This is a genomic window from Pradoshia sp. Z4_20, from assembly GCF_058216035.1.
The window spans coordinates 163,105-175,835 of record NZ_JBZAJD010000005.1; the positions used below are offsets into that span (position 1 = coordinate 163,105).

General features: G+C 32.8%; 11 protein-coding genes. 1 reads left to right on the forward strand and 10 read right to left on the reverse strand.

Going from position 1 to position 12,731, the window contains the following annotated elements:
• Positions 1 to 57 precede the first annotated feature (57 nt).
• The 7 genes from gmd to AC4BHP_RS13285 form a co-directional block, all read right to left on the reverse strand.
• Positions 58 to 1,137, reverse strand: coding sequence for a GDP-mannose 4,6-dehydratase (gmd, locus tag AC4BHP_RS13255; RefSeq protein ID WP_490552727.1), 1,080 nt, complete (start codon positions 1,135 to 1,137; stop codon positions 58 to 60).
• A gap of 19 nt (positions 1,138 to 1,156) precedes the next feature.
• Complete coding sequence (fcl, locus tag AC4BHP_RS13260) at positions 1,157 to 2,098, reverse strand: GDP-L-fucose synthase (RefSeq protein ID WP_490552810.1); 942 nt, start codon at positions 2,096 to 2,098, stop codon at positions 1,157 to 1,159.
• Between the two features lie 20 nt (positions 2,099 to 2,118).
• Positions 2,119 to 2,748 carry a sugar transferase gene (locus tag AC4BHP_RS13265; RefSeq protein ID WP_490552812.1) on the reverse strand — a complete coding sequence of 210 codons (630 nt, stop codon included), beginning with the start codon at positions 2,746 to 2,748 and terminating at the stop codon, positions 2,119 to 2,121.
• A 63-nt stretch (positions 2,749 to 2,811) separates the two neighbouring features.
• Positions 2,812 to 3,705 carry a UTP--glucose-1-phosphate uridylyltransferase GalU gene (gene galU, locus AC4BHP_RS13270; RefSeq protein WP_490552728.1) on the reverse strand — a complete coding sequence of 298 codons (894 nt, stop codon included), beginning with the start codon at positions 3,703 to 3,705 and terminating at the stop codon, positions 2,812 to 2,814.
• Positions 3,706 to 4,016: 311 nt separating this feature from the next.
• Positions 4,017 to 4,781, reverse strand: coding sequence for a tyrosine-protein phosphatase (locus AC4BHP_RS13275; RefSeq protein ID WP_490552730.1), 765 nt, complete (start codon positions 4,779 to 4,781; stop codon positions 4,017 to 4,019).
• A 79-nt stretch (positions 4,782 to 4,860) separates the two neighbouring features.
• Positions 4,861 to 5,559: a CpsD/CapB family tyrosine-protein kinase gene (locus tag AC4BHP_RS13280; RefSeq protein ID WP_490552732.1), complete on the reverse strand. Its 699-nt coding sequence runs from the start codon at positions 5,557 to 5,559 to the stop codon at positions 4,861 to 4,863.
• On the reverse strand, positions 5,549 to 6,292 hold the full coding sequence (locus AC4BHP_RS13285; RefSeq protein WP_490552733.1) for a YveK family protein: 744 nt from the start codon (positions 6,290 to 6,292) through the stop codon (positions 5,549 to 5,551). The genes AC4BHP_RS13280 and AC4BHP_RS13285 overlap by 11 nt, the downstream gene beginning before the upstream one ends.
• A gap of 191 nt (positions 6,293 to 6,483) precedes the next feature.
• Between AC4BHP_RS13285 and AC4BHP_RS13290 the strand changes: the two genes are divergently transcribed.
• Positions 6,484 to 7,260 (forward strand): SGNH/GDSL hydrolase family protein, encoded by a 777-nt coding sequence (locus AC4BHP_RS13290; protein WP_490552735.1) that lies wholly within the window; start codon positions 6,484 to 6,486, stop codon positions 7,258 to 7,260.
• Positions 7,261 to 8,400: 1,140 nt separating this feature from the next.
• Here the strand turns inward: AC4BHP_RS13290 and AC4BHP_RS13295 are convergent.
• The 3 genes from AC4BHP_RS13295 to AC4BHP_RS13305 form a co-directional block, all read right to left on the reverse strand.
• Positions 8,401 to 9,816, reverse strand: a complete 1,416-nt coding sequence (locus tag AC4BHP_RS13295) for a lipopolysaccharide biosynthesis protein (protein ID WP_490552737.1) — start codon at positions 9,814 to 9,816, stop codon at positions 8,401 to 8,403.
• 379 nt (positions 9,817 to 10,195) lie between these two features.
• A complete protein-coding gene (locus tag AC4BHP_RS13300) occupies positions 10,196 to 11,419 on the reverse strand; it encodes a polysaccharide pyruvyl transferase family protein (protein ID WP_490552739.1) in 1,224 nt (407 codons plus the stop codon).
• A 93-nt stretch (positions 11,420 to 11,512) separates the two neighbouring features.
• A complete protein-coding gene (locus AC4BHP_RS13305; protein WP_490552742.1) occupies positions 11,513 to 12,721 on the reverse strand; it encodes a hypothetical protein in 1,209 nt (402 codons plus the stop codon).
• Positions 12,722 to 12,731 lie beyond the last annotated feature (10 nt).

Sequence of the window (12,731 nt, forward strand, 5' to 3'; positions counted from 1 at the left end):
TATTCATTAAAAAACAGAAATGAAATATTACCATATAATTCATTTCTGCTATTTTCTTCAGTCATACATCTTCTTAATTTTTTCTTCTTTCGATACCTTTTCCAAATCATAAGTAACCATTAATTTTACCAATTCTTCAAATGATGTTTTAGTTGGGTTCCAACTCAATAATGTCTTAGCTTTTGTAGGATCACCTAATAATTGATCGACTTCTGCAGGTCGGAAGAATTTGGGGTCAACATCAACAATTACTTCACCAGTTGCTTTATTAATCCCTTTCTCTTCAACACCTTCACCTGTCCATTCAATCTCAATATCAACATGCTTAAAGGCTAACTCTACGAATTCACGCACTGTATGCATTTCTCCAGTAGCGATAACAAAGTCTTCTGGCTTATCATGTTGAAGAATTAGCCACATACATTCAACATAGTCTTTTGCATATCCCCAGTCACGCAATGAATTTAGGTTTCCTAAGGAAAGCTTCTTTTGTTTACCTTGAGCAATACGTGCAGCTGCAAGTGTTATTTTACGAGTCACAAATGTTTCTCCTCGACGCTCTGATTCATGATTAAACAAGATACCATTTACAGCAAACATGTTGTAGGATTCACGATAGTTTTTCGTAATCCAAAATCCATATATTTTTGCTACACCATATGGAGAACGTGGATAAAATGGTGTTGTTTCTTTTTGTGGTACTTCTTGTACTTTTCCAAATAACTCAGATGTTGAAGCTTGATATACACGAGTTTTTTCTGTCAAGCCTAGAATACGTACTGCTTCAAGGATGTTTAGCGTCCCTTTTGCATCTACATCTAACGTATAACCCGGCATATCAAAGGATACACGTACATGTGATTGAGCTGCTAGATTGTAGATTTCATCAGGTTGGATTTCACCAATGATACGGGTCACATTCAAAGCGTCTGTTACATCCCCATAATGAAGGTGGAAGTTTTTGTTATTCAATAATACGTTTGCTTCTTCTTCAGTCAACAGATCCTCTAAACGCTCTTGGTTATATGAAGAACTCCTGCGAATGATTCCGTGTACTTCATATCCTTTTTCTAATAAAAACTCAGCTAAATAGGATCCGTCTTGCCCTGTTACCCCTGTAATTAACGCCTTTTTCATTTTAATCCTCCAATTTATGTTAGTTCACTGTTGTAATTTCATTTTCTAAGAACCACTGATATGCCTTTTTTAGCCCCTCATTTAATGGAGTGGAAGCTTTCCATCCAAGAGAGTTCAACTTATTTACATCAACTAATTTTCTTGGTGTACCATCAGGTTTAGTAGTGTCAAATTGAATATTTCCTGTATATCCTACAGTCTCTTTCACTTTTTCCGCTAGTTCTTTAATAGTTATATCTTCACCAACGCCGATATTTACAATTTCTTCACCTGAATATGTATTCATTAAGAATACACAAGCATCAGCTAGGTCATCAGAATATAAGAATTCACGTTTAGGAGAGCCTGTTCCCCAAACTTCAACAAACGGTGCGCTGTTTTTCTTTGCTTCATGGAATTTACGAATCAATGCAGGAAGAACATGAGATGTATGCAAATCAAAATTATCATTTTCACCGTACAGATTCGTTGGCATTACTGAAATATATTGTGTTCCATATTGACGATTATATGATTCACACATCTTAATTCCCGCTATTTTTGCAATAGCATATGGTTCATTAGTTGGTTCTAATTCACCAGTCAATAGGTACTCTTCCTTTAAAGGTTGTGGAGCCATTTTAGGATAAATGCAAGTGCTTCCTAAAAATAACAACTTAGTCACATTATTCCGATAAGCCGCATCGATAATGTTCGTTTGGATTAATAAGTTATCACGAATAAAATCTGCCGGATATTCGTTGTTGGCAACTATTCCTCCCACCTTTGCTGCAGCGAGGAAAACAAATTCAGGTTTTTCTTCTGCAAAGAAAATATCCACTGAATATTTATCTCTTAAATCTAATTCTTTACTTGTTCTATAAACTAGATTTGTGTATCCTTTTTCTTCTAACCTTCTAACGATTGCGGAACCTACAAGGCCTCGGTGACCAGCAATATATATTTTTGAATCCTTTTTCATCATCTAATAAATCCCTCTCTCTAAAATGCATCTTTTGAACCGAATAGAACACCAGCTGTTTTAATGAGAATTCTAATATCATATAGAAATGAACGTTTTTCAATATACTGAAGGTCTAATTCAACCATTTCTTTAAAACCGACACTATTTCTAGCAGTAACCTGCCATAGACCTGTACATCCCGGCGTAACCATTAACCGTTGTTTATCATAATTAGAGTACATTTCTACCTCTCTAGGTAGAGGAGGCCGCGGGCCTACCAAGCTCATTTCCCCTTTTAAAACATTAAACAACTGAGGAAGTTCATCGATACTCGTTTTTCGAATAAACTTTCCTACCTTTGTTACGCGAGGGTCATCCTTCATTTTAAACATCGCACCAGAAACTTCATTATATTTAAGGAGTTCCTTTAATTTTTCCTCTGCATCAGTTACCATCGAGCGAAATTTATACATTTTAAACTCTTTCCCGTTTAATCCGACTCTCTTTTGGGCAAAGAAAATCGGACCTTTTGGATCTTCTATTTTAATTAAAATGGCAATGACAACAAATAATAAACTTAATAGGATAATTCCACATAATGAGCCGATGATGTCTATTAAACGCTTAGTATACATATACCCACGGCTATTATTTAACTGAATTGACACATCTTGATTGCTAAATAATGCAATATCCTGATTTGCTTTTCCAGACACTCCTGCCCCCCGCCTTTACTCAACCAATTGTTTTCCATTTTCAAAACCAACAACCAATTGTTTCAAGTATTGCCTCATTTCATTTCGGAGGTCTTCATGTTGTAATGCATATTCAATCGTTGTTTTCACAAATCCAAACTTTTCTCCTACGTCATAACGCCGTCCTTCAAAGTCATATGCAAAGACTCTTTGAATCTCATTTAATTTTTGAATAGCATCTGTTAATTGTATTTCTCCACCAGCTCCCGTTTGCTGTTTTTCAAGGAACATAAAGATTTCCGGTGTTAGCACGTAACGTCCCATAATAGCTAAGTTAGATGGTGCCGTTCCCGGTGCTGGTTTCTCAACAAAGTTACTTACTTGATATCTTCTTCCTTCTTGTGATGAAGGATCAATGATCCCATAACGATGCGTTTCATTTTCATCTACTGTTTGTACACCAATAACAGAAGATAATGTTTTTTCATATTCATCAACAAGTTGACGTAAGCAAGGATTATCATTTTGAACAATGTCATCCCCTAATAGAACAGCAAATGGTTCATTTCCAATAAAGTTACGCGCGCACCAGACGGCATGTCCCAAACCTTTTGGTTCTTTTTGGCGGATATAATGGATATCGACCTTGGAAGGAGCCTGTACTTTTTCGAGAAGATCAAACTTACCCTTTTCCATCAAGTTATTCTCTAAATCATACGCATGATCGAAATGGTCCTCGATGGATCTCTTTCCTTTACCAGTCACGATAATGATATCCTCAATCCCTGATTCAATCGCCTCTTCGACGATATATTGAATCGTAGGCTTATCTACAATCGGTAGCATTTCCTTCGGCATCGCTTTTGTCGCCGGTAAAAATCGTGTACCAAGTCCGGCAGCTGGTATAATCGCTTTTCTAACTTTGCGCAATGGTATTCCTCCTTCTAAAGGTTTGTTATGTATTTTACCAATATATATAAATACCTATATTTAAATACATTAATTGTCATTTTTTATCTTTTATGCTTTATAATTTTTAAAAATTGTATGAACTGTTTAATGCTCATTCCGTATTTTATATAAAATAATTAATCTTACATAAATTAAAAAACCGGGCATCTAACCCGTCCTCACACCATCCTATTGATGACTTTGCATCTAAGGAAGCTTCTTGGCTCCCCACAGCATGGCCGAGTGCCTCCTTTGATAAAGGCTAGGAGGCATCACCTTCATGCTCATCATTAAAATAGTCCTAAAAACTTGCGCTTTCTGACTGGCTGTGGCATTTCTCTCATGATTGTCTGGCCACTGATGAGTAACTCTGCATTTTCTTCAAAATAATAGATTTGGTCTAGTCCAAACTGTTTTTCCAGTTCATCCAATGCTTCATTCATCCAAAATTGTCTGGACGAAACATTATGTGCATCAGATGCTACAAAATGAATAAGATTCGCTTCAATGAGGTCCATAGATAATTTCTTGATTTTCTTCCCGAATTTACCAGCAATACTTCCGCTTGTAATTTGTGCACTTACACCCTGTTGTACAAACTCGTATAGTAAGTTCGGATGATCAGCGATGGCTGCATTCCGTTCAGGATGAACCAATATAGGATTTATTCCGCGCTGGAGTAAATCGAAAAATAAAGTGTTGGCATATCTCGGAACATAGTTTGAGGGAAATTCTATTAATAGATAGGAAGAATTGCTCACGGTTTGTATCAATCCTTGTTCCATATCTTCAAGCAGTTCCCCATAAACTCGCACCTCTTGTCCTGGTAAAACTGTTAAAGGAATTTGATTCTTTCCCAACTCTTCATTTAACCGTTTAACTGATGATAGAATAGACTCTTTTTCATTTTCGTATTTTCCGTTTTTATGATGAGGGGTTGCAACAATGGTCTCTATGCCATTACTAACGGCTAGTCTAGCCATATTTAGCGATTCCTCTAAACTTTTAGCCCCATCATCAAGATTTGGTAAAATATGACTGTGTATATCAATCATTCTTGTGCAACCCCTTATTAGTATAATAATGTGGTAACCTGGTCACGCTTCACTTAAAAATAAAGTCTATGAAAATTCTTTAATGATTACCGTAGTAATAATAGGTGCTATCCTTCATTTGTTTGTTATTAAGAACAACACCAAGAATTTTTGTACCCGTTTTGGTCAGTTGTTCCTTTGTTCTAATTGCATCCTCTATCTGAGTTTTTCCACTGCTGACTACCAGAACTATGCCTTGGCAAAGACTTGATATAATCTGTGCATCTGTGACAGCCGTTACAGGCGGGGTATCAATAATAATCAAATCATAATCATTTTTTGCCTCGTTAATCAGCTCTTTCATTGCTTTAGATGACAATAACTCAGCTGGATTTGGAGGTATTGGGCCACTCGTTAACACATGCAATCCAAGCGGTTCAATAACATTAACAGCTTCTTCTAAACTCGAATGTTTCGTTAAAACACTCGTTAACCCAAAAGTGTTTGTAAAAGAAAACGTGTAGTGTGATGATGGCTTACGCAAATCCGCATCAATAAATAATGTACGTTTTCCCTGTTGGGCAAACACAACGGCTATATTAGCTGCAGTGGTTGATTTTCCTTCTGCCGGACCGGAAGATGTAATTAACATCGTTTGAATCTCTTCATCAATCGAAGAAAACTGAATATTCGTGCGAAGTGTACGATACTGCTCTGAGATCGGTGATTTTGCATCCCACATGGTGATTAGTTTTCGTTGATTTCGATTTCCAGTTTGTTTTCCCTTATTACGCGCCATGCTGCCCACCTCTTCCTGATCGCTTCGTTCTTGCTCTCGCTTCCATTTGCGTATTATCCGCTTCAATAACACCAATCACACCAATAACCGGTAAATCGAGAATACGTTCTATATCCTGCTCGGATTTGATTGTATGGTCCAAATGCTCCATCAAGAATGCTAATCCGACACCGACCATCAATCCTACTACCATCGCAATCGCAATATTAAGTAATGGCTGTGGTTTAATCGGTGAATCATTATTTGAAACCGTTGCTTTCGCAAGGATGCTTACATTATCCACATTCATGATATCAACGATTTCTTCTTTAAAAATCTCTGCTGTCGTATTAGCAATTTTGGCAGCCATGTGGGGATCCTCATCGGTAACTGATACGTTTACTACCTGAGAATTCTTTTCACTTGCTACTGTGATTTTATCGGTTAATTCTTCCGCTGATAGGTCCAAATCTAGTTCCTCAATTACTTTATCCAATATGGTTGGACTCTTCATAATGACATTGTACGTTTCTATGAATTGCAGATTCGTTTGAACCATGTTTTGGTTATATAACGTTTCTTCACTCTTTGCCTGGTTAACAAGTAGCTGTGTAGAAGATTGATAGATTGGAGTCAAAATAAAAAAGCTTGTTACTCCGCTTATCAAAATAGCCAAAACAGTGATCATAGCGATGAACCATGCGCGTTTTTTTAAGGTTGCAAACAAATCCTTCAAGCTGATAGTTTCTTCCATTTCGTCCTCCGATTAAAAATAATAATAGATATTATACTACAATACCTTTTTAAATGCCCTTACTTTTTCTGGGAAATACACAAAAAACTTAATTAATGTTAGAAAGATTACTAATTTTTTATATAAATTTATAAAAGCAATATAATATAATTATATTGTTATAATATATTTATTTACATGGAGGATGAAAAATGAAATATATAACAACGATTTTACTTACCTTATTCACTATCGTTGTTTTAGTTTTCGGACAAACCAGCTGGAACAATCAAATCGAAGAAACTGTAGCGATGGAGAGGGAAAAAAAGCAACCTGAACAAAAAAAAGAAGTGAACATAGAAAAGAGCACCGGCTCTTTATATAAGAATGTTAAAAATCAAGAACTAAAGAGCGCACTTAAAAAAGGAATCAGTAAACATGGAAAAGCCAACGTTTTAATTGCTGGTTCCAAAGCATTGGGCAATCAAGATAGCGGCCTTGGGAATACAATTAGTCAGGAGTTACAAGAAGAATTCGAAGAGGGTATTGCAGTATCTCATATAGAATTTAATGGTACATCTACCGAATTAATAGACGCAGGTCTAATCAGTGATTATCAGGATACCATTCCTGATGTTCTGATCCTTGAAGCTTTCACATTGGCAGATAACGGAGTTGTGGAAGTGGAGGAAAATCACGAAAACATTGCAACTATTATCCAAGAATTGAAGTCTATCAATGAAGATCTTTTTGTCATTATGATGCCACCTCACCCTATTCCAAATGCAATCATCTACCCACAACAAGTAGATGCCTTAAAGGAATATGCAGCAGAAAATAATATCACGTATATTGATCACTGGACAGAATGGCCTGATTACAAGAATGAAACCGAATTGATGGAGTATTTGAAAGAGGATAAGAGCGCTCCGAATGAACAGGGAATTCAGATTTGGAGCAAACAAGTATATAATTTGTTTGGAATTTAAAATCGAATGAGAGGTCGGGTTTAACCCCCGACCTCTCACATCACCATTGTATGTACTGTATTGGGCAAATTAATGATTACTTACACAAGTTCTTTATTTCGAAGCCACGAGAATTCCATAATATTGTTTCCAGAGGGCCTGTGTATTATATACTATTCGGGATAGCAATAACTTATCGCTAATGCAAAATATACCAATGTAAACCATAAACTAGATTTAACGTTTTTTTAAAAATATTCAAAATATAAGCCTACAAATAAGATTAAAAGTGCTCTATTACACATTCACTTCATTGTAATTAATTGGAATCTAACCGTTATCTGTTTTATATCGCAATCCATAGACTTTAAAGGGAAGTTTCTCAAAGTGTTATTTCTAGCAAACTAAATGTGTCTAGAAATAGAGTGATTTATTTTTAATAAATAACCGGTGGATTCTGAAGAATTTCATTATGCGTTAAGGTAACGGGAGAAGAAGTTGAATTTATATCAATAGGAAATGGTATAGAATGACTAAGGAATAATCATTTCTTACTCTCACAATTATATGATTGGCTGGCGGGAAACCGGGAGTTAAGTATGTTATGAGGGTACCAGGAGAAAGGTAGCCAAAAGAGGAGTCGAAGAGATTTGCTGGGATTCTTGGAGATGGCAGGAAAAGAACCAGAATGGTTATGAAATTAAGATTAGAGAATATTAAATATATATGGAAGGCTTTTATTCAAGAAAGAGAATTTCCTGTTATATTTAGAGAAGTTGCTTAGGCTGCAAAAATAAGCCCGCCATACTGCCAAATAAAACAGCCAGCGGGTTAATTTTTATAATTCTTCTAGTCCATAAGTTATAAACATGAACACCTTCAGTCCGATTTTCCAATGAAGCAATATGGCCCACAGCAAGATTTACTACATGAATATAATCTCAAACCTCCGTTCCATCAACAGTTGGATAATCATTTCCGAAAACCCTTAACCTCTCCTTTTGCCACTTGAGTGACATAAGACATTAAGTTTTTGGGAATACCATTATGCTCTTCACAATTAATCCACTCTCTCATGTGCTCCAACTGGATTGAAATATCGAAGGATTGATATTCGAAAAAGCAGGATTTGCATTCACTATATCAGTTCACTCAATCTGCTTAACTCTTAGATAGGTTCAATTTTGTAATTAAACTCTGAACTGGTTTTTTTATATATTTCATACTTACTAATAAAATTATAAAAAGACATAAAATATTTAGTGCTAGAAATATAAAAAGGCTAATGTTTAAGTACCCTAAACATATTTGCATAACTAAAATTCCTAATGCTATTACCATTTTGAAAACTGGATATTCGATATTAACATACTTTTTTGTATCTTTAATTCTTATTACCCAAATTACGAAAAAACTTATTAATGTCGATATTGCAGCCCCATACAATCCAATTAAAGGTAATAACAATATGTTTAGGACCACATTCGTTAATGCCCCAACTACGGAAGTATAAAAAGCTCCCTTTGTTTTTTTTACGGCAATATAGTTAGTTCCCACAAAACTCGAAAAGCTAGAAAAAACAGCTGCTAAAACTAATATTGGAGCATACTTCCAGGCAGAGTAAAAGTCATCGGTTACTAAGATACTTACAATAGCTTTGTTAAAAATCATATAAACAGACGCTGCTAATATCATAGCAAAAAATAATATATTAAATATATTTGTATAGAATCGTTCCTTTTCATGGCTATTATACTCTTCAATAGCAGATACCTGCCACGCCTTATAAAAAATGCCGTAAAGACTCGACACTAATGAAGGAAATTTATTAGCTACAGAATAAAGACCAGTTGCACCTAAGCCCAAAAAAAATGTTATCGTATATCTATTTGAGGCATTAATTGCCCACCACATAATAGTATTTGGTATAAGCGGAAGACAAAATATTATCATTGTTTTCATCTTATTTATATTTAAATATTTTACACGAAGGTATCTATAAGTTTTAGTTTTTAGTGAAAGATATATTATATCTACAATATATGCAAATATCATGGAAATAAAATAACCTTCTACCCCCATCTTTAGATAAAAGATAAATAAAATATTAAATAAAACAAATCCAAAAGAATAGATTATATCACTTATCATGTAAACCTTGCTAAAATTTATTGATCTAGCAAATTGTTTAATAGAGGTATCTATTGCTTGTACAAAAAAAACAATATAAAAGATAAGCCCATATTGATGAATAAAATTAAAATTTGATAATATGGGAAATAAACAGATTAATAGAATAAAACCAACTATGATAATTAAAGTGCTATTTGTTAAAACTTCTCCATAATTATAATTCTTTTTATCTAAGCTAAATCTGACGATTGCTTCTACTATACTGACAGTAAACAATGGCATGAAGAGTGCTAGAGTAGTTACTATTATATCAACTTCACCGTATTCACTTTGTGATAAATATCTCGTATAAAAAGGTAACATTAATAATGTAACAAATTTTGAGCTCAAGTTGCCAATTGCGAAAATAGCAGAATTTTTTGCGAGTTTAGTATACCTACTCATTATTTCAACATCCCAATAATTTATTAGTGATTTAAAATTAACTACTTTTTTTATCTTAACTTTCTTGGTATTACTTTTAAAAGTAACTTCGAGTAATAGCTATAGATTTGTACCTTTACACAGATAAGCAACAACTGTCAGAGATGTAATTGTTTTAAATAATATCTCAAATAGCACTCCTTACTGTATTTAATGAAATCTATAGTCTTGAGTTTTTCTCATATACAATTGCACCTAGATAATAGATTTGAATATTTTCCATTTCAACTATTCTGTAATCTTTTGTTACTGATTCTTTTTTCTACATTATTGTTTTGAAACTTCAGCTATAATATTATTCAAATATTTTAAACAAATAACTATATTAATCTATCAACAACTAAACATTACCGTTTTGAACTTCACCTATTAAATGTTGATTAGTTTGGTGCATCTGTTTTATTAAGTTAATATCTCGCATGCTAGTCTCAATTTGGTTCACTATATTGCTAGTATTATTAGTAAGATAATTTACTTCAAAAATTCTACTAGTCGAATTGGTTACATTTGCAAAACCTTTTATCTTTTCTTGCCAAATAACACCTATATAAGGTAATAAACATTTATGAGCGAAAATCATACCATGCATACGTCCGCCTATTAAAAAGCTGATATCCTTATAAAAATTAATAAGCTCATCTACGTTGTTTATATGTGCTATACTTGAATTTCCATCAAAATTTTCAAGTTTTAACATTTCGCTAAACTTATAGATTGCTTTATAATCAGCAACTTCTGTAGAGAATAAAATAAATTCAATGTTATCTTCTAAGGATATGGAGATATTTGTAACCAACTTATACAAACTTTCTAAATAATCATCATGTTCTTTTTCTGAATTAAAACACATCACCCCAAGAACTGATATAGCTATTTTTATATCCTTCTTGTTCGGCAATTCATTAATCATATTAATTCGATAATCTAAAAAATCCAAAGGTAAAGAAAAAACCGGGTCAATAGAGTTTGTTATTTTATTGTTTAAATTAAGGTTTTCACATATTTGTTTTGATAATGTATCTCTTACTGAAATTTTTCTTGCATATTTCAATACATTACTATAAATCCTTTCACTTCTCTTATTTTTTATTGGTCCAGCACCCACATAAAGTATATATATTTCCTTTTTGTGTTTTTTTGCTAATAAAATATATCTTGCAAATATATCAGGCCATGATGAGTTAAGATCCATCAGCATATTACCCCCACCTATTACCAATATATCTGCATCTTTTATTTTCTCCTCCAAGCCCGACCAGTTCTTAGTAAGAAATATATTTCTAAATCGGTACTGTATTAATCCAAAATTGACTCTACCCAAAAGAAAGATCAATATTTTTTTAATCTTCCTAAGAAGAACTCGATACACTGATCCTTTTATAACTAAGTTTTTATTATTTTTAACTATAAAAGTTATATTATCTTTTATAGGAGTAACCGTTAAAAAATCATACTTGGTTAATTCGTAACCTCTATTGGTAATTAAATTTTCAATAGAACTGCTTAATGCTAAATCTCCAAGATTATTACTTTTAAAAAAACTTACTACTAATGCCTTTTTCATTACTTTCCTCCAGACTTATTACTTTACTAAAATAAATAATTCAAAATCGCTAGGCGCGACTACCCAATACGCTTTTATTGTACGTTTTGACAGTTAATTTATATCTCTTGTATTATTTAAAGCTCTGATATATATAATAATAAATAACAAAGATAAGCCGGCTCTTACATCAAGAATTAACCACGTAGCTGCAACTTCAAAGACTGCAAAAAGAAAAAACGCATAAAGGATATACCTTTTTCCGAAAAAGACTTTCTTAAAATTAATTTTTAGAAAATAAAAAAGGCTCGAGAATATAGTCAACACAAGCGGAATATTACCCATCGTTAATAAAACAATGTATCCAGAGTCATTTAATCTAATCCCTGTTCCGTTATCTTTGAATAAACCTATACCGCCGTATTTCAATATATAATTATAATTTTCAGCAAAAATATCACTTGCGTATCTTCCCAAGAATCCATTATTATCAGCATATATCAGTCTTTTTATATAAATATCTAATATCCCTGAAAATATCAGATAAATCATCATCAACATCAAAATAGAAATCATAATAATATTCAATTTACTATTTTTATAAAGAACCAAAAGTATAATTAACATAATTATTGAAAATACAAAAGAGGTATTTGAAAACATCAATAAGTTTACAACCAAATACAGCCATAAAAAGAGGTGATTGATTAGTACACCCTTTTTAAGAAAATTAATTGTATAAAAATTCAATAAAAACAAAATAAAAAAGTGGAAAGATGCTATTGAATGAGTACCGAAACTAAGAACTGGTTTATTTTGATACATCATCCACCATACTGTCTCATCGCCAAACTGAGAAAAATAATTCAATGTAAAATCTTCAAAAAAAGGTACATGAGATACTATACCAAATGCCCAAATTAATAAAATAATATTTAGTAAATTAAAAATTAATTCTATGTTATATACCTTAATATTGTTTTTAAAATCTACAACCCATAATAAAGATAAAAAAACTATTACAGAATATGCAGCAAGAGAAAGCTTCAAAGTTTCATTAGAAAGAAAGCCAAAACTAATTGTAAAAACTCCAATTATTATGTGAGTCAATAACATCAGGAGAATGGCATATTTATTAAATTCACCTCTTATTAAAGAATAAATTAAAATAAGTCCTATACAAAAGCTATTTTTGACTAAATAAGCTTCATGCATTATTTGGCCATTTATTGACGTAGGAATAAAAAACAAAGCAATAATTGTAATTATAAATACCATTGTATCAATTCTATTATAATCAAAATGATTTTTTTGAGTTTTCATTTGGAATAGT

Excerpts from the sequence above, each read along its gene's own strand:
- fcl (WP_490552810.1), bottom strand. The coding sequence starts at position 2,098 with ATGAAAAAGGATTCAAAAATATATATTGCTGGTCACCGAGGCCTTGTA.
- AC4BHP_RS13295 (WP_490552737.1), bottom strand. The coding sequence starts at position 9,816 with ATGAGTAGGTATACTAAACTCGCAAAAAATTCTGCTATTTTCGCAATT.
- AC4BHP_RS13290 (WP_490552735.1), top strand. The coding sequence starts at position 6,484 with ATGAAATATATAACAACGATTTTACTTACCTTATTCACTATCGTTGTT.
- AC4BHP_RS13285 (WP_490552733.1), bottom strand. The coding sequence starts at position 6,292 with ATGGAAGAAACTATCAGCTTGAAGGATTTGTTTGCAACCTTAAAAAAA.
- AC4BHP_RS13275 (WP_490552730.1), bottom strand. The coding sequence starts at position 4,781 with ATGATTGATATACACAGTCATATTTTACCAAATCTTGATGATGGGGCT.
- gmd (WP_490552727.1), bottom strand. The coding sequence starts at position 1,137 with ATGAAAAAGGCGTTAATTACAGGGGTAACAGGGCAAGACGGATCCTAT.
- AC4BHP_RS13305 (WP_490552742.1), bottom strand. The coding sequence starts at position 12,721 with ATGAAAACTCAAAAAAATCATTTTGATTATAATAGAATTGATACAATG.
- AC4BHP_RS13300 (WP_490552739.1), bottom strand. The coding sequence starts at position 11,419 with ATGAAAAAGGCATTAGTAGTAAGTTTTTTTAAAAGTAATAATCTTGGA.
- AC4BHP_RS13280 (WP_490552732.1), bottom strand. The coding sequence starts at position 5,559 with ATGGCGCGTAATAAGGGAAAACAAACTGGAAATCGAAATCAACGAAAA.